This window comes from Janthinobacterium sp. TND4EL3 (assembly GCF_900156175.1).
Classification (GTDB): Bacteria; Pseudomonadota; Gammaproteobacteria; order Burkholderiales; family Burkholderiaceae_D; genus Janthinobacterium.
Map to the genome: position 1 here is coordinate 21,047 of NZ_FTMV01000023.1, position 22,685 is coordinate 43,731.

A 22,685-nucleotide genomic window follows, 5' to 3' on the forward strand; every position below is an offset into this window, starting at 1 on the left:
AAATGAAGAGCACGTCCACGGACCCTGCGCCAAAGATACTTCCCTTCTTTCCCTCAGCGCTGCCGGATGAGACTATCAGCTCGCGCGTGAGCCGCTACCACATCCGCCGTGGCCAGCTGACTAACAATTCCACTTATACAGAGCTGTTTGGATTGGCGCCGTTTAGTCTTACGCCGCTGGTACAACCGCATCTCGACAAACTCGCGCTTCGTCTGCCGGGATCGCCTGTCGATAATCTGCGTGACCTGCAAAATGAGAGCACGCTACTTCCACTGTTTCGCAGGTTCTTCGGCACCCATTTAGCCAAACGCAAAGCCATCGGGAACGAGATCACCGCCGTTGAATTGCCGCGGCGGCTGGTGGGTGGAAGCCGGCTGACACATCTTTGTCCCGAATGCCTCATCGACGACGACAAAGTGCATGGCTGCCGTTATATCCATCGGTCTCATCAAATCCCTGGCGTCACATCCTGCTGGAAACACGGTAGGCTGCTGATGGACCGTTGCCCAGCATGTAGACAACCGTTTTCTCAGCCTGGTCAACTGATCCTTTCCGCATGGATTGGATGCGAATGCGGACATGACCTTGCGCAAGCAAAACGCGAAGAGACAGCACCGACTGAGACCGAGCTTGCATTCGCCCGCTTCGCCAAAGCACTCATCGATGCAGCTCCCGCACATATGACGCCAAACCAACTGGTGCAACTTTATCGATCGCGCGGCATAGAGGTAGGCTTTAGACAGGGTAGTGATCGCCTGAAACGCACGGCGCTGTTCGCCAGTATTGAAGAATTTTTTGGCCCAGCTGTACTTTCCAGAATAGATCCAGCGTACAGCAAATGCAAAACCAGCGGCTGGTTCCATGTCCTACAAACGTCGCTCACGATGGAAGCCCCACTGTATCGCCATCTGCTATTTTCCTTTTACCTGTTCCGTGAGGCCGACGTCTTCCTGGCACGGATCAAAGAACTGGTTGAAAATGAGCGCATCAAGTCGCTGAAAGACTTCACTGGGCCCACACTGACCGACAACAACGAAGAAAAGACCCTGGCCGACGAATTGATAGAAGAATTGATCGACAGTGCTACACGGCTTGGCTACGCCCCACAACAGCTTTGGCACCACAACGTCAGCAAGATGAAGCGATTGGTAAAATTGGTACCTGACGCATATGAGCGGATTGAAGCGCGGCTGCAGGAAGGAGCTGCAAAAAAGAAGCGGCTTGCCACCCGCCGGTTGAATACCAAGTCAAGGGATGACGCACTGGACCCGTCGTGGGCCACAGGGATAGAAGCCAGTGCAGCTACAATTTATCAGAATGAGCAACGCCCCTTCCGTGTGACGATGAACCAGTTGGTCAAAGCTGCCACCGGATCACCAAAGGGCATGCGCCTGCCCACCCCGGAACGCACACCATTGGCCCGCGCAGCGGCCGATGCCAATGCAGAATCCATCTGGCACTTTTACGCGCGACGTATGCTGTGGACATTGCAGTCACTAAACGCCCCGGATACGCCGCCCCATGCAATCATCAAGCTTGCGCGGCTGGAGGTAAATAAGGCGAGGGAAATCCTCAAATATTTCAGCAACGTCCGGCGTTGTGGTGGGCCGTCAATCAAAGAGATCAATCAGATTCTCGCCGCGCATGGCGTCGGACGGACTTGGGCCGGGCCATGTCCGGAAAAGACGTTCTATAAAACGGGTAGAGCTTACAAACTACGTACAGCCCGGCGCGGACCAATCGGCGGACGCGCTGGAGACTGGGAGTCGCCTCGCTAAGTTGCGATCAAATGGAAAGGATCGAGGCTATGCAAATTTGCTCCATTCCCCTCCACCGACCTGACGAGACCTTGTACAGTTTTGCGGCAAGGCTGCGTCGAGCCAACGCCGCAAGAGATGACCGCGATGCCTGCCGAAGTATGTTCGGACATGCACCCAACATGCGTGTGTCCGAATTCCCCGTCAATCTGTCGAGCTTCTACTTGGCGACAAAGGGGCTACTGGGATCACCCGATCAGCTCTTATCACAGATGACACTGGTTCCTTTGTTTGAGCAGCTAGGCGCATGGCCTTGGCGCAAAGGCAGCGCACCACGCCCGGCAGCGATCGCCGGCTATGGCCTGTCAATCCTCTCGAACGGGAATACCCGCACATGGCACACCTGCAAACAATGCCTGCGGGAAGACCGCTCCCACAACCCATGCGGGTACTGGCGCAGAGCACACCAGCTGCCAGGAGTATTGTTTTGTCCTACCCACCATATCCTTCTGCTGGCTTGCACCGCTCCGGCAACGCAGTTTCACAATCGGTTTATCCTCCCGGACGAGGCCAAGTTCGAGAACGCATTTCATCGTATCGATACAGCCACCAACGAAGATGTGCTGCTCGGCCTTGGCCGCTTATCTGTGGCTGCGCTTCAGGATGACAAGGAGTATCTCGATGCGAAGACAAAGCAGGCGGTCATTAGTCAAGCGCTCGAAAGCCATGCCTTGCTTTCTCCTCGGGGAACAGTGTCTCGTGAATCCTTCGTGCCGAGGTTTTTACGTTGCTATGGTTTCCTGCGTCATCACCCCGATTTTGCGGGCGCTGTATCGGGTAATGGTGTTGAGATTCTATGCCGCAGCTTGGACGATCCGCGCATTTGGCGGCGCTGCCTGCACCAGCTTCTGCTTTTGAGTTGGCTCTTTGGTTCCTGGGAAGCTTTTAAGTCACAGTGCCAATGGCACCAAGTGATGAACAACGGCAGCTGTAAGGTCAACCGCCATGCAGATGGAAGTTTAAGGCAAACGCCAGAAGTGAACTGCGCTCCTGATTTTCATCGCGCAAAATGCATCGACATCATGTCTACCACCAACCCCAGCCGTAGCAAATTCGCTCATGCGGAGGCGAAATCGTTCCGGTGGCTATTAAACCATGATATCGAGTGGTTTAATCAGCAATTCCCTCCCAACCGCACTCGCGACTTTCAGAGAAGACTTTTTTAAGACAGCGTTCCGCGCCTGTACCTGCTCAAGGACGGCGTGGAAATGGGCGGCGGCACGTTCCCCGTCGCACAGGACGAGGCGGCCGGCGCCGGCTGGTGGAACGCGCTGGGCGATGAGGACAGGGCGCTGTGGCTAAGCCGCGCCACCATGCCTACAGTCGCCTGCGCCCACCTGGCCTATCTGACCGACCAGGCATGGCACGACGCGGCGCAGATAGCCGGCGAATGGCTCTACCGCAGGCCAGCAAACTAGTATAAAACACTTTGGAAGGCAAGCTGGAGCAGAGTTACTTGGCCTAAAGCCAAAAAAATTTTCGAAATTTAGATTTATCATGTTAAGGCTTTTCTATAGCTTGGTCAGTAACGAGCATGAACCATCTTCCAATTTTTCATAGCTATTAACCCCTGGAGAAACTATGACTAATCCCATGATATATCGCCAATGTTCAGCAATCGACCCATACGGAATTAAGACGCAAGTAAAGGTAGGGGTTGAACATCCAGAGTTCAAGGACGGAGTATGGAGCTCAAAAATTCAGTTGGGAATTATTCTGCAAGATGAACGCCGCGCATACGGTGCGGATGAATGGGATGCCGTTCAAAACGCAATGTGTATGGTTTATCTTGAATTGCGCATGCTAAAAGCTGCGGGATGGAATTTTTTATGGTTTAACAATGAAACTGATGATTTGAAAGTGCTTCTTCCTGAATTTGGACTAAGCACCCTTGAATTTTAATGAAAATATTTGTCGTAGCATTCGGTTTTCAAATTATTTGCGTACGCTCTCATACTGTTTTGCATACAAGTTCGATAGTTGGTAAAAGCAGGTAAATTCGTTGTGCAGCCTTGTATCATGATCATATAAGTTCGAAAATACAGTACGGTGCAGGCTAGCATCCCGGCTGGATCTCTCGCTTTCTCTATATCTGATGGCGCCACCCCATCGGGCAAAGGATCAGGTAGCTCGGGCCCCATATCTCCGATGCCTACCGTGATAAATTGGCTAGCACCATCGAAGATCGATATCGTTGGAAATTCAGCGTAAATATAAACTATTTCCATATCCGGTTCACTAGTTGTTTTTGAGCAATTGTTGCAATCTTCGATAGGCTCAAAACTATCGATGACTTCCTCTCCCTTGGATACGTTTTTGATAGCTCGTACCAATTTATTAAATATTGCGTGAGCTAGTAGAGTGTCTTGGTTTTTACTCTTAAGGACCAAGGCAGGATAAACCGAGGTTTTATCATAAGAAATTTCCATCCCCTTATCCTTCGGTTTACCCAAGACCGTACAACTGACAGATTTTTCCACAGGGATACAGAAACTCATCTGTTCCTTAGTGAATGCTATCCAACCGTCAGGCGCCCCTAATTCTGATGAGACGTTCACAAATGCCGTCGAGCTGATCTGCGGCGGAACGCCTCTAAAAAAGACGCGTCCTTGTATCGCCGCAGACCTTTGCGCAGGCCTGACGGATGTAGGCGGTTGAGCCCCCTACCGCTGCAATGCAATCGGATGTTGCATTTTCGATAGGGATCGGTATGATTACAGTGTAATCAACGGAAACAGCACTTTTTGGCGTCACAATAGGAGTCATCAATGACAGCAGAGGCTCGGGCCAGCCAATTAGCGAAGGCGCAAAGCAGTTTTCGAGACCGTATGCGGCAAAACGGCTATCAACGTTTGCAGGAATGGATACCGGAAAACGTCTTTCATCAGCTCGGGGAGCTATGTAAAGAATCGGGCTTGAGCCGCAGGGAAGCGATCGAAAGCTTGGTCGCGGCGGCGAATGAGGGCAAGATAACTCTAGAAGGAAAAAGATATGACGACCGGTAGCAAGATTGAATGGACGGAGATGACTTGGAATCCGACGGTGGGCTGTACCAAGGTCTCGCCAGGGTGCAAGAACTGTTATGCCGAACGTATGGCTGAGCGCTTACAGGCAATGGGCGCGGCTGGGTACGACAATGGGTTTGAGCTGACCATGATCGCTACTCGACTCGACGATCCCTTGAAACGACGCAAACCGACGGTGTACTTTGTGAATTCTATGTCAGACCTTTTTCACGAGGGCGTGCCGTTTGCCTTCATTGATCAGGTCTTTGAAACGATTACTAAGGCGCATTGGCACACTTTTCAGATTCTGACTAAGCGGGCGGATCGCATGGCTGAATACTTCCAAGGGAAGATCGCTCCCCGCAATGCATGGCTGGGTGTGTCAGTTGAAGATCGCAAGTACGGCTTACCGCGAATAGATTATCTGCGAACGATTGATGCGGTCGTTAGGTTTCTGTCTGTTGAACCGCTCCTTGAGGACCTGGTCGAAATCAACCTCCGGGATATCCACTGGGTCATCGTCGGCGGCGAATCAGGGCCTAAGGCCCGCCCAATGCGGCAGGAGTGGGTTGAAACGATTCAATACCAGTGCGAAGAGCAAGGCGCTGCCTTCTTCTTCAAGCAGTGGGGCGGCTGGGGCGCTGACGGTAAGAAGCGGGCAAAGAAATATAATGGCCGTACAATCAACGGCCGCACCTATGACGAAATGCCAGCGCCGCTCTAACATATAGGAAATCGATGCAAAGCCAATACACGTGGAAAAATGGTGCGGAATCGATTCAACAACATAGTATTGCCAAGCATCGGATCCTTGAATCCTATCTGGCGGCGTATTTTCAAACACTGGTCGGTGGACAACCGCGCGACGAATTTAAGCTGACACTGGTCGATGGCTTCGCCGGTGGCGGACTCTATTTTCATGAAGACACGCGCCAGCCCGTGCTGGGATCGCCCTTCATTTTCCTCAACGCCGAACGCGAAGCGGAATTCCTGATCAACAAGGGGCGTACCAAGCCCGTCCGGCTCGACATCAGTCATTTTTTTGTCGAGGCGAAACGCGATGCTTTTCACCACTTAAATGACACGCTGCGCAAAGAAGGCTACGGCGACCGGATCGGAAAATCGATTCAGATGCGCCACGCCAAATTCGAAGACGAAGCGGCCAGTATCATCGAGTTCATCAAGAAGAAAAGTCCGCGAAACGGCCGCTCCATCTTCGCGCTCGACCAGTTCGGCTACAACGCGGTTCCAACATCGCTGATCAAGAAAATCCTGCACACCCTGCCAGGCGCCGAAATAATCCTGACCTTCGCCGTCGATTCGCTGCTCAATTACGCGAACGAAAAGGTGCTTGCAAACGGCCTCAAGCGCATCGAGATTCCAGACATCCTCAAGGGACGCTCCATCAAGGAAATCAAGGAGTCCGACCGTGACTGGCGTTTGTTGATTCAGTCAACGCTTTACTCGGCACTGGTGGCGCAGTGCGGGGCGAAACACTACACGCCCTTCTTCGTGCGTAACACTAGCGGCCACGGCGACTACTGGCTTATTCACCTCTCGCAGCACCACCGGGCCCGCGATGTGATGACAGACGTGCACTGGAAGAACCAGAACTATTTCATTCACTACGGCGGCGCCGGCCTGAACATGTTCAACATGCTCGGCTACGATCCCACCTTCGACACGAAGCATCGCGGCCAGTCCGAGCTAGGCTTCGAGTTCGACCCACTCGCCCGCAAAGCGAGCATTGCGGCGCTGATGGAGCAAATCCCGAATATCATCTACGCGCACGAGGAAGGCCTGAGCTATGGTGTCCTTTACGCGACGACTTGCAATGATTCCCCGGCTTCCGGAGAGATCTACCAGGATGCGCTTGAGCAGCTGATCATCGAAAACGTAATCGAGGTGGTTAGCGACACTGGCGGCAGGAAAAAGGCTGCGCGTCAGATAAAGACTTCCGATCAGATAGTCGCACCGGCGCAGCGCAGGCTATTCTGACGGTGGCGCACCAACACGGCTAGAAGAAATCGCCTTGGGATGGCAAGGCGACCCCGCTGCTGGTCTTTCCTATTCTTTGATTCTTCAGCATGTCGAAAAGGTGATCCGCTGCCTTCTTTGATAATTTGACTGCTGGCTCCGCTGGATTCGAAACGGCAAAAAACAGCGCGAACATGGGTGGACCGCCGCGTTCCGGCAGCAGGATGGGCGCGCTGACCCAACCCTTGAAGATTTCACAAAGCCTGGCGTGGACGAACGAAGTAATCTCCGCAGGGCCCGCCGTCCGGCGCGCGCTGCTCTTGCCATCGTCCAGAAAGCTTTCTTGCTGAGAATCTGAATAAAATGCGGTACGCCACTCTGTGGTTCCCAGCACGCTATCTAGTGCGGCCGCCTTCCCTTCATCGACTTTATTGAAGTCGATCGCGGCCTGGCGGTACACGGCACTGAGCGGAAACAGGTACCACACGTCTAGCGCCTTCGTAGCGGCAACTTTTTGCAGCGTATCCCACCGCACGGTCATGCCATACGGGTCAAGGAAAAGCACACCCCTGGTCGAGCGCCATTGAGTTTTCTGGATAATTTCGTTCAGCGCCTCATTGGCGTCCTGATGATAAATGGACACGCGATCAATGTCACCGGGGCTTGCTACCAGGCCTCGAAGTTCCGCAACGTGTTTCGGATTGAAATCGATCAGGTGCAGGCGATCAAAGGCCGGGGCCGTGTCCAAGGCAATCTTTGCCGACCCTGCGATGGTCGACCGCAAACCATCGCCCATATTGATATCGCATTCGCCAGTACCGGCGAATGCGTCGATATAAATTCGGGTGAATGGCTGCTCCGGGCTGGGCCGGTGCTGCAAGGCGGTGTTAAAGAATGCTAGGTAACGCGCCAGGAGGTCCAGCTTGATCATTGTCCAAGGGCCACCAAAAGAATGCGCTGTCATCTAGATCTCATTTTAGCTGTCAGAGCCAGATCATATCGCACTTCGCCGCACCCAGAATGAAAATCCCAGTCCGCCAAAAAATATGTAGTCCCATTCAGAACTACGGAAAATTACCAACTGCATCGGCCGATAAATGATTGTTGCTAACAGTGAAAAAATCGGCATTCCCAATTTACACCGTACGGAACACTACGGAAGCGCGACCGTGGGGGGGTAGCGTGTGGCGGTGACTTATGAGATCCAATGGCGGCGGTTTATTAGACTAGGTGGCGGCGGCGGTGAGAACAGATGGCGGCGGTGGACGAGAACAGATGGCGGCGGTCAGTGCGAACAGGTGGTGGCGGTTGGCGAGAACAGGTGGAGGTGGCTTATGAGAACAGGTGGCGGCGTTGGTGAGAATACTCACCACGCTTCACCTGAACTGGAAAGCGGCAGCTTACAACTTGCGCCGGTTTGCCTATTTCAAGGAGGCTGGGATCGTGGCGTTCTAACGCCCGAGGTCCGTCCAGACTGCCGAAAACGGCGAATTCGGACGGCAAAATAAGCATCAAAACAACTTGGCGGCGTCCCGCGTTGTGCCTCCGGGTTCTATATTTGTCTGGCATGGCCTAAATCACAGGTAATTCGAGGTCCCCTGTATAATCCCTTTTAAGTGGGGGGCCTCTGTCTTGCCACTTCGATGCAGTTTGAAAGCGGGCGCCCATCAATTTATTACCTGGATTTTAATGCGCGGCTCAGATCCTGAAAGTCCGGCGATGCCAATAGAGCCGCGCGGCCCGCCGCTTGTAGGTTTTCAACTGCATCTTTGCTGATCGTGAAGGCGGTTGGGACATGTACTACCTGACTGCGTAACTTTTGATCAGGCACATCTTGGAAACTGATGCTAATGACATGCGCCTGCGCGTCCTTGGCAAATGGGCTTCCTTCTTGGCCACGGAGCCGCAAAAGGTCCGATTGCCAACGCTGAATATCATCTTTCAGCATGGCTAATGTGGTCTTCGTATCGCGCGATCCTGCACCGAACAGCAGACTGTTTACGACCTGAAAAGTGTCTGGAACGCGATCGGTCTGGTCAATTCGTTCGGCTAAGTCACGTTCGGAATTGACCGCGACGAGAACCAAGTGACGTATCGATCCTGTAGGTGCGTATCGAAAACTTTCGTCCAATGTTCCTCCCACAACGAGTCGATCCAACTGGGCTCTAAGTCCCAAGTTATCAGTTAGCCCACCGTCAACCAAGTGTATAAAGGGGCGTTCCAGACCATCGCGGTAACTCTGCTCGGTTGCCTTAAGCATTCGTACGCGGTAGTTGTCGGTCTGCGGCGTAGTCCCAACGCCCGGCAAGGCTTTCGCCACCGTGGATGAATGCGTAGTCCGGCAACGTTCCGCATAGTTGGTCAACGCTGTAGGCGTTAGCAGTAGCGGGACAGCTGAAGAAGAAGCAACCGCGAACGACAGCGGTACGCCGCTGAGGTCAGAACAAATTAAATCGAATTGTTCGGGAGTAAATTCAAACGCCGCTCCAGTAGTAAGGTCTGTGGCTGTAACAAGTAAATCCGGATATCCAGGCCGGCGACGCAGATCTCCAAATTTTTTCCCCTCGTATAGCTTATCTAAACGCTCTGCTAGTATTTGAGTGCGTCCGTACCAGGGCGAACTCAGTCTATACAAAAGATCTGGATTGAGTAGTCGAATAAGGAGACTGTTTTCAATATTTACATTTAGAAATTCCGGCTCGAATCGTCGGAGAGTCTCGCGCCCGAATGCTGCGAGGTGAGTGGCCAGGATGCTGCCGCCCGATACACCTGCAACTAAGCTTACCTGCGCGAGCAAAGTCGTCTGCTGACCATCCCACTCGAAATGGGTCTCATCTAATCCCTTAAGGACACCAAGGCCAAATGCAGCAGCACGAGCGCCACCACCGGACAACGTCACCGCCATAACGATAGATTGATTCTCCCAACCGGCATAGTCCATCACCAACGGTCTCACTTCTTGCCCATAGGCAGTTGAGGGACTAACAGAAAGCGCTTGCGCTTCTATTAATGGCTGATTCATCCAAGGGCGATGCGTAGAGCACCCGGTTATTAATAAAAGTAGTGAAACGGCTAGCGTAGGTGCACGAAGTGAGCAGGCCCAATTTTTCGAAATTGGATTATATCTCATTATTTTCATATTATTCCATCCTGGCACGAACCCGTACTGGCGATTATTCTTGAATCGATAATAAACTTTTCGTATCGCGATGGGAGAAAGGGTGAATTATGGATAATCAGAAAGTAAGGTCTATTTCTAATGCTTAACATCAGTTCATTAATCGCTTTAAATTCCACCAGCAAATGCTCGTCGTATGGAAATCGCGGCAATCCATTTCGCGACTTGGCCCTTTAAAAGTAACTCGTGCGCCCGTAGCCTAGATCGATGTGCGTCAAGCAGAGTATGCACATCTACCCGCCCAGCACGAAACATTCGCTGTTCTTGCTGCAACGTCTGAACACTATACGAGTAAGCATTTTCCAGGACAGTTAGATCATTTTCAATCTCCGAAAATTTATGCAAGGTGATGTTTGCATCGGCAATTGCCCCTAGAATCGCTTTTTCATACTCCAACATGGCGTGTCGCACGGTGCTACCTTCGTCAGTAAATTTCTCCCGAGCGCGTGCTTCGTCGAAGATCTTTAGCAAAGCCGGCATACTAGTTAACGTCGGTACCGTAATTGACGCAGCTGAAGCTTTGCTTCGTAGCCGATTTTCAGCAGTATTTAAGTCAAATTCGAAGTGCGGGTATACATCGTGTTTTGCGACACCAAGCCTGGCAAGCTCGAAATCAACTTTATGTGCTTGCCTAAATACATCAAATCGGCGCTCCAGTAACTTAACCTCTATTTTTTTTCTTGGAACGTCTGGAGGAGTTAATTTTAATTCACTCAGAGCAAGCCCGTTCGGCAATGATAGCCCTCCAAGCATTGATTCAATCCCGTGAAGACTTATCTTTGTTTTACTCTGAATTTTAGCCTTTTCTGTGCGCTCTAGCATCATCTCGGCTTCAAATATTCTCAGAAAGAACCGACTTTTGTCAGTTTCAATATCTCCATTTTTGGCTAATTCCACGCATCGCGCCAAATCTTCAATTGATTCGGCAATCACTGCTTCGCGATGCATCAGCCCTTGGAACTCGATATAGGCATTAGCTATTTCAGCCACCACGGCAATTTCTGTTGCTTGGTAGGATAGCACCGCGTTCTCAGAATGCTCTTTAGTTTCTACATTCTTAATATTGTCAGCGCTAAATAATTTTCTCTCCCAGCTTGCTTGAATGTCTGCAGTCAAGAAATCAAAATTTATACCCCCCCTAAAATGCGGCCGTTTTACTTCGGTTTCCAATGGAAAGTGTCTCACTTTATCATTCGCATACAAAGATTGCCGCGTGGCACGAGATAGAAAAATATTCGTTGACGCAGTGAGAACATTTTTATTTGCGTGAAGGGCGCACTGAATCAAAAAATCCAGTTGAGGATTTGAAAATTCTCGCCACCAGGCGCTGTTATTATTTTCTTCATATCGCAATTGACTATATATCCAGGAGCCACAGTCCGGGCCATTAGCAGAAAATTTTACCGCACGAGTCTTTTCATTCGCACATCCGGAGATTATTGTTAAAGTGAATAATAAGGTAATATATCGCATGGCGAAATTCAAGATGTGCGCAAGTTACTTGAGAAGAGAAGTACCATGCGCACAATTTCAATTTCACGCGTTTGCGCACCTCTCTATATAAATTTGAATTTTATGAATTAAAAATATCTGTCGCTCAATGCCGTCAGCAATCCCAAATCATTCGCGACCGGGCCCAGTCTGCTGGTAAGGCTAAGTGGGAACAAATAGGACATGATATCGAAATTAATGACCTCTAACAACTCATGACGTCTGCGTACCTCAGATCGCTTTTTCGGGATCACGTTCTCCATTGCAGGAGGTATTAATGGACCACAGGCCAGTTCGAAGTCACCGTCACTACGCCTATTTGCACCCAATTCAATCCAAAAACTGTCGTAATCGGCTTTAACCTTTCCTTGGCGAAACGATTTGCGAGCTGCGGTGCGATTCACGTTCCCTACTAGGACCAAATCACTGCATCGATAGGCATTACCGACCTGACGCACCACCCGCATCAGCAAATTTTTTGGACGAAGACCAAAAAGATTTCGTGTTGCGGTACGCACCAAATCCAATCCTGCACCAGGTTTTGGTCCTTGGACGCAGCCAATTGCTATCTTTGCGTGTGCTCCTTCATTAATAAACGAGAAAGCCACAGAGTATATTAAATCACCACAGCTATGCAGTTGCAACACTAACTCGCCTTCGCGTTCTAACGGCACAATCGCACATAATGTAATGCAAAATTTAATACCATTCTTACCAGAGAAAACCGCGATCTCGACTGGATGACGCGCCGCCATTATTATTAAATAATTAAGATCATGCTGTTGAATAAATTTATAGTGATAGGTCAGCGCTTCAAGACGCTCCTGATGATTCATCTTGCAGCTAAACCAAGGCCGATACACTTTATGGAGTATTCTCGGCTGAATCATCGCGAGCTCGCGCATAATTTCATTGCAATTTAATAACTTAGTCCAGCAACGAGTAACGCTTGGATGCATTAGAGCTCGCAGTTTAAATTTTAAATTTGAACTAATTTCTGATACTGTATATTTTTGCATGGCCTTCGACCGTGACGAACAGAATGATTAATTCTGATGGTCTTTGTATACCTCGAAAGTGAAATTTCGAGTTAATTAGTAATTTCCCCTGCAACTCGCGCAAAATAGATCGCCACAAAAAATTTCTCTTGGGTGCCTTGTTGGCGACTAATGGCATTTGATTTTATTCGCTATCTTTTGTGGTCAATGTGGGGAACTCTTTGAGAACACGTTGATAACAATTACCCCGGCGAGGATGAGCGCCATGCCACTGATTGCGGCGAGGTCAAGTCTCTGTTTGAAAACAATCCAGGCGACGATTGCGGTCAACACTATTCCGGCCCCGGACCACAATGCGTAGACAATACCAACGGGAAGGACCTTAAGAGTTAGCGACAATAAATAAAATGACCCGGCATAGCCTGCGATTGTTGCTAGGCTAGGCCACAGATTGGTGAATCCATTAGAGGCTTTCAGGAAAGAAGTGGCGAAGACTTCAAGTACAATCGCGCCAAAGAGATAGACGTATATGCTCATAATGTATCCATTTGAAATTTTTTCAGTTAGCTCTAAAGTTTGGCAAGCCGTCTTGTGGCATCATAATCGTTAAATAACGAGGTCTTTGGTTGATTTACCTCATTGAGCCGGCTGGCTTAACGGAGAGAGAAAGATGTTTGCTTCACTTGCAAAGCTTGCTGCAAGCGTACGCGCGTGCGCAGTCCGATTGAAATTACCGGCAAAATCTTTTATGACTCCTCCGGAGTCAGCCCAAACCAGCAAGGCAACTTGTTGACCTGAGTCGGCATCGACTGCCTCCAACTCCGCGCCTAGGGCACCGTTACGAAGGGGGCCGACCAGCGCTGTCGTCAACGCGTTTAACCCAGGAGAAGCTTCAGTGATCCGGGTAATCCTTACCCGCAAAATCAGTGCCGGTTTATTGGCTGGGCGTGCGCTCAAGTTAAAACTTTTACCAACCTCCGACGCGATGACGCTCTGCAAAACATCACGGATCTCCGTGCTCGTATCGGTCGATACTTCGGCACTGACTGAATCCTCCACGTCGATAGGAGCCATGGTGGCCCACTTGTAGCGACCAAAATCAACTTTCTTTGGAGGAATTGCCATAGCATGGTCACTGCTTTTTATTAAGCCTTGATATGAGAGGGCCTTATTCGATTGCAGGGGCGTGCTCGTCGCGCATGCGCCAAGACCTCCCACCATTAGAGCCACCAACGCCACCTTGGCGCATCGCATTGACGTCAATGCGATCAGCGACTGTTGCGAATCTTGGTTCATGGGTTGTACGCTACTTCCCGACGTGCGCGAATGTGCCAAGGGAAGTCGATAGATTTTTGAGAACATAGTCATGATTACCTTAGATATTAGGTTTTCGAGGTGACCGCATTAGCGGTGGATTTTTTTTCAAGCCATCGGGACAGCGAGCTGTCGAACAGCAGTTCATACAACGCTGGAACCATTCCCAACGTGACCAGTGTGCCCAGCGCCAAGCCCCCAATGATGGTGATGGCCATCCCAGACCAGAGTGGGCCGCCGAACAACAGCAGGGGCACTAGGCCTGCAACGCAAGTGAGCTTGGTCATCACGATTGGACGTAAGCGCTGCACAGCCGACGTGATGACGGCATCCCGCGGACCGCGGCCTGCATGGAGCTCAGCCTCAATGCGCTCTAACAACAACACTGCGTTATTGACGATAATGCCGGCGAGCGAGAGAAGGCCGAAGTTCGCCATAAAGCCCAGCGGCTCGCCAGCCAGCTTCAGTGCCGGTGCCACGCCGATCAACGTGAACGGAATGATGGCCAGAATGAGCAGTAGTTTCCGGAATGAGCCGAACTGCCATATGAACAAGATCAGCATAGCGATGGCCGCATGCGGTAGGTACTCACTGAGTGCATTGTTGGCTTCAGCAGCTTCTTCAATTTCAGCACCCATTTCGATGCTGTAGCCTGGGGGAAGCTTGAGCGCAGCAATAGCTGGTGCCAGTCGATCAACCACCTGCTGCGCGGTCTCGCTATCGCTGCGCCCCTCGACTGTTAGTGTGCGAGAGAGATCTCGTCGTCGGATAACCGAAGGTTCGGACCCCAGTGAGACTCGGGCGATGGCCGACAAAGGCACTGGTGTAGCGCTAGCGCCCGTATATACCAGCGTGTTGGCCACGTCTTCTGTGCGCTGTCGTTGAAGAGGTGTACCGCGCACAACCACAGGCACCAGCGTGTCGCCATCGCGGAGCACAGATGCATCAATGCCGGAGAATCGAGCAGCTAGCGAAGTGGCTACCTCTTCACTTGTTACACCGAGCCGGCGTGCTTTGGCTTGGTCGATTTGCACATCAATTCGCGGGACGCGGTTATTCCAGTCGTCGCGCACACCGACTACTCCAGTTACCTTGCGAAGCTCGCCCTTGATCTGCTCTCCGAGGTTTTTGAGCACCGCCTCGTCCGGACCGAATATCCGGTAAGCCACAGTGCCGGAATCGCTCGACCCCAGTGAGAACCGTTTGACCTCGCTGCGGATCTCTGGATAGTTCTTGGCAAGATAGTCGCGTGTGCGCGCAATGGTGGTGTCAAGCTCCTTCTTTGAAGTCACGCCGACTGTGAAATAGCCAATATGCGAAGCCGGAAGCGGCGGGTTCAACCCCAGGATGATGCGTGGACCTCCATCAGCAACATAACCGATGCTGGTGGTGACTTCGGGATTAACCTTTTTGTCAGAGAGCCAACGGCTGATGCTTTGCACCTTGACTAAAGTGGCGCGTGAATCGCTTCCAGGCTGCAGCTCGATCGATACTTGGTACTGCGGCCTGTCCGACTTGGGCAGGAAGCCTGCGGGGACCGTCGAAAGCAGCAACAGGGCCAGCGTCAGCAGGGCGGCCATGACGCCAAAGAATACCAGCTTGTGATCCAGGACCCCGTTGATGGCACGGCGATAAAAACGGTAGAACCCCGCCTCGGTGTTAACCTCGCCGTGAGCATCGTGTGTGGCATGGGGGGATACCTTGAGGAAGTAGTAGCACAGCAGCGGCGTTACCGTCAGGCATAAGAGCCAAGAGCCGAGCAACGCTAGCGCCAGCACCAAAACCAATGGACGGAGGTACTCATTGATCGAGGTGTCGCCGAAGAAAAAGGGCGAGAACGCGAAGATGATCACCAACGATGATGTAAGCAGGGGAATTGCGAGCGTTTTGCCGGCTTGGATACACGCCTCGCGCCGGGCCTCGCCAGCCACTAATCGGCGTTCAACGTCTTCGACAATAACAATACCGTTGTCCACCAAAAGACCCAGCGCGATGATGATTGCGGCCATCGACACGCTATGCAGCTCGATGTGCAAAAATTGCATGGCGATCAGGGTGCCCAGAATGGTCAAGGGGACGATGCTGCCGACAATCACGCCGGCGCGCCAGCCAAGGAATAACACAACCACCGTCATGACGATCACAATGGTCTCTCCCATCACCTGATTCATCTTGCCCATTTCTCGGTCGACGACGTCGGCCTGAAAGGTGACGTAGTCGAGTGTGAAGCCAGCAGGTAACATTTGCTGAAGCTCGCTCACGCGCGCCTTGAGGCTGCGACCGAAAGCCTGGATGTTTTGGCCCGAGCGCATCGATACGCCGAGCACCACGGCTGGCTCACCCTTGTAGACAGCGGCTGAATCCGGTGGATCGGCAGGCAGCACCTTGATTTGCGCAATGTCGCCCAGACGGACGGTATTCTCGGCACGACCGCTGTGGTCCGGCACGCTGAGAACGAACTCTCTCAAGGCCTGAAGCGATCGGATCTCGCCAGAAGCCACCAGTGCCGCGTTGAGCCCACTCATCACCATCTGCCCACCAGACAGTACAACGTTTTGTTGCTGCAACTGCTGTAGCACGGCTGGCGCAGCCAGGCCAAGCCCAGCTAGGCGGGCCCGATCAAATTCAATGTAGATGCGCTCGTCTTGCAGTCCGTGAAGGCTTATATTCTGTACGCCCGGCAGCTCGTACAGACGATCCCGTAACCGCTTGAGGGGTTCACGCATTTCGCTCATGTTAAAGCCTGGAGCGGTTACCGCGATCGAAGCGACCGCGACCCGGCCGAAGTCGTCGTTAACGACCGTTGGCAAGGTACCGCTGGGGAATAGCGGTGACACTTCTGAGACCTTCGCGCGGACCTTTTGCCAAATAGGTGCCAAGTCAGAATACTTCTCTAAAATCGTAACTTGCACGATGACTGTGCCTGTGCGAACCGTACTTACAACATGCTTGATTTCAGGGAGCTCACGCAAACGCGCTTCAAGCGGTCGCGCGATCAATTGCTCCATACGCTCAACTGATAATCCAGGGTTGGAGACGAAGATCATAGCGTCGCGAATGGTGGTCGATGGCTCCTCCTGCGATGGAAAACGCAGGAAAGCGAAGACGCCTGCGATCAATACCAGGACCGCGACAAACAAGGTGAGGCGGCTTGAACCCAGCGCCGATTCGGTAAGCTTCATGGCTTGCCTCCGTGGAGCAGGGTCGTAGATGCATGTTCTACAGCGGCTTGGCCGTCGACCAGGAAGGCCGCCCCGGCGATCACCACCCGGTCACCGGAATTTAATCCGGATTTTACCGAAATGCGTCCGTCGGGCAGCAGGCCCTCGCCGAGTTGAACAGTACGTCTGACGAGTTTTGTCTGCTCCAGCAGATAGACGCTGCCATGGTCCGAATCCACACCCGGCAAGAGCGCTGCCGCGGGCACCGACAAGCCTTTGTTTGTGATTCCGGGCAACTCCAATGAGAGCATTGCACCGCTGCGCAAAGTCGGCGTGGCACCGTCGAAGCGAAAGATAGCCTGTACCAACGAGCCGCTCTCATTTCGGCTGGAGATGCGTTCCAGCTTCAACAGCAGTTTGGCAGAGGGCTGCGACGGTTGGGTGATAGTCGCTTGGGCTGACTGTCCGGGAGCGATGCGGGCCGCCACCGCCTCCGGCAGCATAGCAACTACCTCCAGGGTTTGACCTGCCTCGATCTGGAATACGGGCAGTCCCGCGCTGATGTCGGCAAAAGGCTGGGCGTTGCGGGCCACGATCACGCCGTCGAACGGGGCTGCGATGCGAGACAAGGCTAACTCCCGACGAGCCAGAGCCAGAGCTGAGTCAGCAGCCTGTAGTTGGCTCTGGGCGATTCGATGCTGGGTTTGAACAGATTCGAGTGTGATGGGAGAGACGATCTGGTCTTTAGCCAATGATTCGTTCTGCCGGAGTTGGGTGGCACGCTCGGCCAAAGCCGCAACGGCAGCAGTACGATCCGCTTCTGCTTTTTCAATGCGCCGTAGCGCCGGCGATTCGTCGAGGCGAGCGAGCACCTGCCCCGACTTTACGCGGTCTCCAACATCGACCAGGATGGCACTGATGCGCCCCGATGATTCGAAGCCAAGTTCCGAGCGCTGGCGTGCGCGCAGTGTGCCGATGAAGGATTCATTAGCTTGTAGTGTGCTGCTCGATACAACCTCCACTTTGACTGGCCGAGGTGACACAGGAGCTGGAGATGTTTTTTGGGCGCAGCCAGCAATCAGTGCGGCTAACAGTGTGACGGCTACAGCCGTAGAGGTCGAGGATGACATAAAAATCCTGTATGAGGGGGGGGGGTTAGGTTAGTTGTTTGGCGAGCGTATAAAGCGCCAAGCGAATGGCGTTGCGTTCATGTTCGTTGAATCGATGGAAATCCAGCAGTTGCAGCATCAAGATCCCGTCCAGCGCTGCGGCGATCACCAATGCGGTGCCGTTGTGGGGGCCTGAGTTGGCAAAGTCGCTATAGAGATGGTCATATAGATCGCGCACAGGCCCTAACAGATGCGGATAGTTGGATGCAGCCGCAAGCAGGTTACTCATCAACTGTTTTTCCCCCGGCTTCATGTCGAGGGTGTCGTCGATCATGGCTCGCAATAGGTCACCACTGGAGTTGCCGGCCAGGATTGCCTTGGCTCGGTTGCGCTGTCCCCAATCTTCGAGCATGGCCTTGACGACCGCTTCCAGAAGATCATCCTTAGTCTTGAAGTGATAGATCAGACCGCCCTTGGTGACGCCGGCGGCAGCGGCAACACCCTCCAAGGTCAACGCCTGAACTCCCTGTGTCGAGACGATCTCGGCTGCGACATCAATAAGTCGTTGTTTGGCGCTGTGGCGCGTAGATGAATTAGTCATGGGAATGTTTGAGTGGTTGTAAATGTACTGTACGTATAGTAAAGTATTAGACATTAAACGTCAACTCTGGAAATCCAATGTTCATCCCATCTCAAAAATACATACCCAACATCGCTACTTCCGTCTTGATGCTCGTGCTTCTGGCGGGATGTTCTACGCAACCTGCTATAGCCCCTTTGTCGACTACCGCACCTCCGACGTGGAGCATTAATCCCAGTCAGAAGCAGGATCGTAAGCCCATCCCGACGACGGCTTGGTGGAGAGACTTTGGCAACGCGGAATTAACGGCGCTTGTTGAATCTGCGTTGCTAGCAAATTCCGACATTCGTATCGCAGCAGCCCGGGTTGCGCAGGCTCGCGCGATCGTCGGCAGCACCGACGCTGATCTCTCACCACAGCTGGGGCTAAATGCCGGCTTGCGACGTGGTCACGACTCCAGTGCCGATCCGAAAACTGATTTGAGCCATGCCGGCTTCCGCGCCAGTTGGGAGCCAGATTTTTTTGGCGACAAGGGGCTGGCAAGCCTCGCTGCTGAACGAGACTTCGAGGGTGCGAAACTGGCGCACGAGGCAATGCAGGTAGCGGTTGCGGCAGAAGTGATGACGACCTACTTTGAAGCGCAATCCCTCGCAGAACGAGAGGATGTTGCACGCGATGTCGTTGCTACCTTGGAACGCCAAATTGAAGTTGCCCAACGGCGTTTTCATGCGGGGCAAATCGGCAAGTTGGACATCGACAGGCTAACGGTAGAACTTGGCTTGGAACGGGCAACGACGACGCAACTTCGAGGAGAGCTGGATGTGAGAATTCGACAGTTGGCAGTTATGCTTGGTGAGGCAAAGCCGCGCACCAACCTGACGTTCCCTATCAATACCACTACCAGTGCAGAAATGCCAACTGTATCGCTGCCGATCGAATTACTCGAGCGTCGCCCAGACGTCGGAGGATCTGCACGCGCAGTCGAAGCCGCCATCGCTCGCCTTGGAGTGGCCAAGCGAGATCTGTACCCGCACATAGCACTCGATTGGTCAGGACGCAAGGAGCGCCTCAGCACCGATGGATCCAGCGCTTCACCAACGACCGTCGTCGGCTATGGCATTTCCCTTTCACTGCCCATCTTTGATGGCGGCAGAATCCGCGCCAACATCGATATTCACGAGGCAAAGGCTCAGGAAGCGATGCTGGTGTATGAGAAGGCCATGCTGAATGCGCTTGCAGATGCCGAAACCGCGATGGTTCAGCTCTCATCGGCCCATGCCACGGTGTCGAATCTGGAGCAGGTGCAAGCCGCAGGGGCTGATGCCGCATTTAGAAGCGAGCGCCTTTTTGGCGCGGGCCTTGTGGATCTAAATACGGTTCTTGATGCGCGCCGCAGCTACTTTAAGGCGCGGGACGGTCTGATACAAGGAGTAGCAGCTCAACGAGCAGCGGCTGTGGCTTTGCGCCGCGCCTTCGCCGGTAAGGTGTGAGCACAGCGTTGGAATGCTTAAACCATTGAGATTGACCACCCCACTTCTGAAAGCCGGCCGGACGGTGCACGCATCCGCTTTTTGCAAGAGTTCGAAGGCTTGCTCGACCTGATGTGGCCGGTGTGATCTGTTTAGGGCTTCGCAGTATCGAGCGAATGACCAACTGCGTATGTCGGTGAGTGTGCCCACCCATTCCGGTCTATCGCGCCCACTTGCGTATCAGATGATATTACGCGGTTAAATTGTAGTCGGTGCGGTCACGATGGGTCGATATTTCTTTCCTTTTGGTGGTTTTAGTGTAGTGGTTTAATGTACCCGGACACTGATTTAGGCGAGAATGCTCGCCATGGAGAGGTGTTTGATGAGCAAGCAGAGACGTACGTTTTCCCCGGAGTTCAAACAGCAGGCGGCGTGCCTGGTGCTGGATCAAGGATATAGCCACATAGAGGCAAGCCGGTCGGTCGGCATCGGCGAATCAGTGCTGCGCCGCTGGGTGCGGCAGCTTCAATCGGAGCGGCAAGGCATCACGCCGCAGAGTAAGGCAATGACGCCTGACCAGCAGCGAATACAGGAGCTCGAAGCGCGCATTGAACGTCTGGAGCGGGAGAAGTCCATTTTAAAAAAGGCTACCGCGCTCTTGATGTCGGAAGGGATCGAACGTACGAGGTAATCGATCAGATTTGCGGTGACGAATCAATCGAGTTGATCTGCGCGGTGTTCGACGTGGCGCGGTCATGCCTGTATGCACATCGGGAGCGCGCCCGCCACATTGATGTTGAGCGCATGGCATTGCGTAGCCGCGTACATGAGCTGTTCGTCGAGAGTCGTAGTTCGGCGGGAAGCCGCAGCATCATGGGCATGATGCGCGAAGAAGGCACGGCAATTGGCCGCTTCAAAGTCAGCCGTTTGATGGAGGAGTTGGGGCTGGTCTGCAAGCAGCCTGGCAGCCATGCCTATAAGCAGGCCACGGTGGAGCGGGTTGATATTCCGAACCACCTCAATCGTGAATTTACGGTGGAGGCGCCAAATCAGGTCTGGTGCGGGGACATCACCTATGTCTGGGCGCAAGGCCGATGGTATTACTTGGCCGTGGTGTTGGACTTGTTCGCGCGTCGCGCGGTGGGCTGGGCATTCTCGCTACGGCCCGACGCTGACCTTGTTGTGCAAGCGCTGGAAAGGGCTTACGAGCAGCGAGGTCGACCGCAGGGGCTGCTGTTTCATTCGGATCAGGGTAGCCAGTACGCCAGTCGAAAATTCCGTCAGCGCTTGTGGCGCTATCGGATACGACAGAGTATGAGCCGTCGGGGAAATTGTTGGGATAACTCCCCGATGGAACGGCTGTTCCGCAGCTTCAAAACGGAATGGCTGCCGTCAACAGGATACATGACGGCACAAGAAGCACAACGGGACATCAGCCACTACCTGATGCACCGGTATAACTGGATACGGCCACATCAGTTCAATCAGGGATTGGCACCGGCTGTCACCGAAGAAAAACTTAACGTAGTGTCCGGGATGGGTTGACCACTACAGTTTTCATGACGATTCAAGATAGGCGAATGTTTCGAGGAAAGGCAGCGGCGGTGGAGACAGCGCTTCGTATCGCAGCAGAGCAAGGAATCGCCGAAGCGGTCCAATATATGTACGAGAACGGCATTTCTCCAGGTACTGCTATGCGCGTTTTAAGCGGTCCGGAATTCTGTCGGCAACATAAAGAACGCAGAAAAAGCGCTCGATTAAAAGTACGTTAGACGCACGCTATCCCGCATGATAAATTCTCATCTTCAATCTCACTGTCGATTAGAAAGTCTGCAAATTGGTTTACCCATTAGCCCCCCGGCGAAGATGACGCTTCGTACGACGAAAAGCTGCTGTATAAAGCATGCGAGATTGCGCATCTAGCGGGTCAGTTGTTGATGAGCAGCGGTGCTCTATTGGAGCGCTCGCTTGCCATCGGTGAGGCCGGTACAGCAATGGGTTTTCAAGTTACAAAAACCATCGCTTCGCTCAAGCAAAAACTTGGCCCAGATTCATCATTGCACTCGCTGGACAGCAACGTACTATATGATTTGACAAACGTCACCTTAGTAGCTCATACCGCTGCTCGACTAGCCGCCCGTGCAGAACTTGATATCCGAAAAATTATTGGCAGGCCAGATAGCCCTGCTAATCGACACATCTGGTCTACACGCCCTACTTCAGCGACCTTAATCGAGATAGAGCAGCAGCTTCGACAGCTTGGTGCGCAAATTACTTTAGCTGCAAAAACTTCGTCAGTACACCACGAGGAAATGGCGACTATCGAGTCTGGAATTCTAAGTATGCTTGGAGTGGCAGTTCGTAATACAGTGGTCGCCAGTGAAGCAGCCGCAGCTGCTGAACGCCTTCATATCCATGCCATCAATTTTGTACGCGTGGTTGAGCGAAGCGGGCTGTTTCTTTCGTCAGGGCAGGAGTAGCGCTCTTGCTGAATTCGAAATTAGATATATCGTTTGCAGAATTTTTGTCACGCAGCCCACATATTTCACGTAGGCTAGGGAACGGTTGATGGAACAACCGCAAAGT

Annotated in this window: 20 protein-coding genes; 10 read left to right on the forward strand and 10 right to left on the reverse strand. The window is 52.7% G+C overall.

The window, feature by feature from the left end:
• The first annotated feature begins 2 nt into the window (after positions 1-2).
• The 4 genes from BXA07_RS25950 to BXA07_RS30450 all read left to right on the forward strand — a co-directional run bounded on the left by BXA07_RS25950 (position 3) and on the right by BXA07_RS30450 (position 3,719).
• A complete protein-coding gene (locus BXA07_RS25950) occupies positions 3-1,778 on the forward strand; it encodes a TnsD family Tn7-like transposition protein (protein WP_076572297.1) in 1,776 nt (591 codons plus the stop codon).
• Between the two features lie 29 nt (positions 1,779-1,807).
• Entirely contained in the window at positions 1,808-2,983 is a 1,176-nt protein-coding gene (locus BXA07_RS30445) for a TniQ family protein (protein WP_212592368.1), read from the forward strand.
• 42 nt (positions 2,984-3,025) lie between these two features.
• On the forward strand, positions 3,026-3,235 hold the full coding sequence (locus BXA07_RS25960; RefSeq protein ID WP_083708552.1) for a hypothetical protein: 210 nt from the start codon (positions 3,026-3,028) through the stop codon (positions 3,233-3,235).
• Positions 3,236-3,398: 163 nt separating this feature from the next.
• Positions 3,399-3,719: a DUF6968 family protein gene (locus BXA07_RS30450; protein WP_139335768.1), complete on the forward strand. Its 321-nt coding sequence runs from the start codon at positions 3,399-3,401 to the stop codon at positions 3,717-3,719.
• On the opposite strand, the gene BXA07_RS30455 is transcribed toward BXA07_RS30450, so the two are convergent.
• A complete protein-coding gene (locus tag BXA07_RS30455; protein WP_212592369.1) occupies positions 3,716-4,315 on the reverse strand; it encodes a hypothetical protein in 600 nt (199 codons plus the stop codon). The two genes, BXA07_RS30450 and BXA07_RS30455, sit on opposite strands and share 4 nt — an antisense overlap.
• 270 nt (positions 4,316-4,585) lie before the next feature.
• On the opposite strand from BXA07_RS30455, the gene BXA07_RS25965 reads away from it, so the two are divergent.
• From BXA07_RS25965 to BXA07_RS25975, 3 genes are read left to right on the forward strand one after another with little or no spacing between them, the layout of a single operon-like run.
• A complete protein-coding gene (locus tag BXA07_RS25965) occupies positions 4,586-4,822 on the forward strand; it encodes a hypothetical protein (RefSeq protein WP_076572303.1) in 237 nt (78 codons plus the stop codon).
• Positions 4,809-5,546, forward strand: a complete 738-nt coding sequence (locus tag BXA07_RS25970; protein WP_076572305.1) for a DUF5131 family protein — start codon at positions 4,809-4,811, stop codon at positions 5,544-5,546. Before BXA07_RS25965 ends, BXA07_RS25970 begins: the two co-directional genes overlap by 14 nt.
• 14 nt (positions 5,547-5,560) lie before the next feature.
• Positions 5,561-6,820 (forward strand): three-Cys-motif partner protein TcmP, encoded by a 1,260-nt coding sequence (locus BXA07_RS25975; RefSeq protein WP_076572307.1) that lies wholly within the window; start codon positions 5,561-5,563, stop codon positions 6,818-6,820.
• A 19-nt stretch (positions 6,821-6,839) separates the two neighbouring features.
• On the opposite strand, the gene BXA07_RS25980 is transcribed toward BXA07_RS25975, so the two are convergent.
• The 9 genes from BXA07_RS25980 to BXA07_RS26020 all read right to left on the reverse strand — a co-directional run bounded on the left by BXA07_RS25980 (position 6,840) and on the right by BXA07_RS26020 (position 18,651).
• Complete coding sequence (locus tag BXA07_RS25980; protein WP_083708553.1) at positions 6,840-7,763, reverse strand: three-Cys-motif partner protein TcmP; 924 nt, start codon at positions 7,761-7,763, stop codon at positions 6,840-6,842.
• Positions 7,764-8,474: 711 nt separating this feature from the next.
• On the reverse strand, positions 8,475-9,938 hold the full coding sequence (locus BXA07_RS25985; RefSeq protein WP_244556410.1) for a patatin-like phospholipase family protein: 1,464 nt from the start codon (positions 9,936-9,938) through the stop codon (positions 8,475-8,477).
• A 147-nt stretch (positions 9,939-10,085) separates the two neighbouring features.
• Entirely contained in the window at positions 10,086-11,450 is a 1,365-nt protein-coding gene (locus tag BXA07_RS25990; RefSeq protein ID WP_139335770.1) for a TolC family protein, read from the reverse strand.
• A gap of 107 nt (positions 11,451-11,557) precedes the next feature.
• Positions 11,558-12,487, reverse strand: a complete 930-nt coding sequence (locus BXA07_RS25995; protein ID WP_076572312.1) for a DUF535 family protein — start codon at positions 12,485-12,487, stop codon at positions 11,558-11,560.
• Between the two features lie 183 nt (positions 12,488-12,670).
• Complete coding sequence (locus BXA07_RS26000; protein WP_139335771.1) at positions 12,671-13,003, reverse strand: SMR family transporter; 333 nt, start codon at positions 13,001-13,003, stop codon at positions 12,671-12,673.
• Between the two features lie 99 nt (positions 13,004-13,102).
• Entirely contained in the window at positions 13,103-13,762 is a 660-nt protein-coding gene (locus BXA07_RS26005; RefSeq protein WP_076572316.1) for a DUF3313 family protein, read from the reverse strand.
• 86 nt (positions 13,763-13,848) lie between these two features.
• Positions 13,849-16,962, reverse strand: coding sequence for an efflux RND transporter permease subunit (locus tag BXA07_RS26010; RefSeq protein ID WP_076572318.1), 3,114 nt, complete (start codon positions 16,960-16,962; stop codon positions 13,849-13,851).
• Positions 16,959-18,071, reverse strand: a complete 1,113-nt coding sequence (locus BXA07_RS26015) for an efflux RND transporter periplasmic adaptor subunit (RefSeq protein ID WP_076572320.1) — start codon at positions 18,069-18,071, stop codon at positions 16,959-16,961. The genes BXA07_RS26010 and BXA07_RS26015 overlap by 4 nt, the downstream gene beginning before the upstream one ends.
• A 25-nt stretch (positions 18,072-18,096) precedes the next feature.
• Positions 18,097-18,651 carry a TetR/AcrR family transcriptional regulator gene (locus BXA07_RS26020; protein WP_076572403.1) on the reverse strand — a complete coding sequence of 185 codons (555 nt, stop codon included), beginning with the start codon at positions 18,649-18,651 and terminating at the stop codon, positions 18,097-18,099.
• Positions 18,652-18,728: 77 nt separating this feature from the next.
• Here BXA07_RS26020 and BXA07_RS26025 point away from each other — a divergent pair, with 77 nt between their 5' ends.
• The 3 genes from BXA07_RS26025 to BXA07_RS30460 all read left to right on the forward strand — a co-directional run bounded on the left by BXA07_RS26025 (position 18,729) and on the right by BXA07_RS30460 (position 22,579).
• The gene (locus tag BXA07_RS26025) at positions 18,729-20,120 is read left to right on the forward strand and encodes an efflux transporter outer membrane subunit (RefSeq protein WP_083708557.1); all 1,392 of its coding nucleotides are present in this window, start codon (positions 18,729-18,731) and stop codon (positions 20,118-20,120) included.
• Positions 20,121-20,481: 361 nt separating this feature from the next.
• A protein-coding gene (locus BXA07_RS26035) for an IS3 family transposase (RefSeq protein WP_139335772.1) occupies positions 20,482-21,644 on the forward strand; the annotation gives its coding sequence in 2 pieces (ribosomal slippage) (positions 20,482-20,737 and positions 20,737-21,644; 1,164 coding nt in all).
• 392 nt (positions 21,645-22,036) lie between these two features.
• Entirely contained in the window at positions 22,037-22,579 is a 543-nt protein-coding gene (locus BXA07_RS30460; RefSeq protein WP_139335773.1) for a hypothetical protein, read from the forward strand.
• Positions 22,580-22,685: the final 106 nt, after the last annotated feature.

Excerpts from the sequence above, each read along its gene's own strand:
- BXA07_RS25950 (WP_076572297.1), top strand. The coding sequence starts at position 3 with ATGAAGAGCACGTCCACGGACCCTGCGCCAAAGATACTTCCCTTCTTT.
- BXA07_RS30445 (WP_212592368.1), top strand. The coding sequence starts at position 1,808 with ATGCAAATTTGCTCCATTCCCCTCCACCGACCTGACGAGACCTTGTAC.
- BXA07_RS25960 (WP_083708552.1), top strand. The coding sequence starts at position 3,026 with ATGGGCGGCGGCACGTTCCCCGTCGCACAGGACGAGGCGGCCGGCGCC.
- BXA07_RS30450 (WP_139335768.1), top strand. The coding sequence starts at position 3,399 with ATGACTAATCCCATGATATATCGCCAATGTTCAGCAATCGACCCATAC.
- BXA07_RS30455 (WP_212592369.1), bottom strand. The coding sequence starts at position 4,315 with ATGAGTTTCTGTATCCCTGTGGAAAAATCTGTCAGTTGTACGGTCTTG.
- BXA07_RS25965 (WP_076572303.1), top strand. The coding sequence starts at position 4,586 with ATGACAGCAGAGGCTCGGGCCAGCCAATTAGCGAAGGCGCAAAGCAGT.
- BXA07_RS25970 (WP_076572305.1), top strand. The coding sequence starts at position 4,809 with ATGACGACCGGTAGCAAGATTGAATGGACGGAGATGACTTGGAATCCG.
- BXA07_RS25975 (WP_076572307.1), top strand. The coding sequence starts at position 5,561 with ATGCAAAGCCAATACACGTGGAAAAATGGTGCGGAATCGATTCAACAA.
- BXA07_RS25980 (WP_083708553.1), bottom strand. The coding sequence starts at position 7,763 with ATGACAGCGCATTCTTTTGGTGGCCCTTGGACAATGATCAAGCTGGAC.
- BXA07_RS25985 (WP_244556410.1), bottom strand. The coding sequence starts at position 9,938 with ATGAAAATAATGAGATATAATCCAATTTCGAAAAATTGGGCCTGCTCA.
- BXA07_RS25990 (WP_139335770.1), bottom strand. The coding sequence starts at position 11,450 with ATGCGATATATTACCTTATTATTCACTTTAACAATAATCTCCGGATGT.
- BXA07_RS25995 (WP_076572312.1), bottom strand. The coding sequence starts at position 12,487 with ATGCAAAAATATACAGTATCAGAAATTAGTTCAAATTTAAAATTTAAA.
- BXA07_RS26000 (WP_139335771.1), bottom strand. The coding sequence starts at position 13,003 with ATGAGCATATACGTCTATCTCTTTGGCGCGATTGTACTTGAAGTCTTC.
- BXA07_RS26005 (WP_076572316.1), bottom strand. The coding sequence starts at position 13,762 with ATGAACCAAGATTCGCAACAGTCGCTGATCGCATTGACGTCAATGCGA.
- BXA07_RS26010 (WP_076572318.1), bottom strand. The coding sequence starts at position 16,962 with ATGAAGCTTACCGAATCGGCGCTGGGTTCAAGCCGCCTCACCTTGTTT.
- BXA07_RS26015 (WP_076572320.1), bottom strand. The coding sequence starts at position 18,071 with ATGTCATCCTCGACCTCTACGGCTGTAGCCGTCACACTGTTAGCCGCA.
- BXA07_RS26020 (WP_076572403.1), bottom strand. The coding sequence starts at position 18,651 with ATGACTAATTCATCTACGCGCCACAGCGCCAAACAACGACTTATTGAT.
- BXA07_RS26025 (WP_083708557.1), top strand. The coding sequence starts at position 18,729 with ATGTTCATCCCATCTCAAAAATACATACCCAACATCGCTACTTCCGTC.
- BXA07_RS30460 (WP_139335773.1), top strand. The coding sequence starts at position 22,037 with ATGAGCAGCGGTGCTCTATTGGAGCGCTCGCTTGCCATCGGTGAGGCC.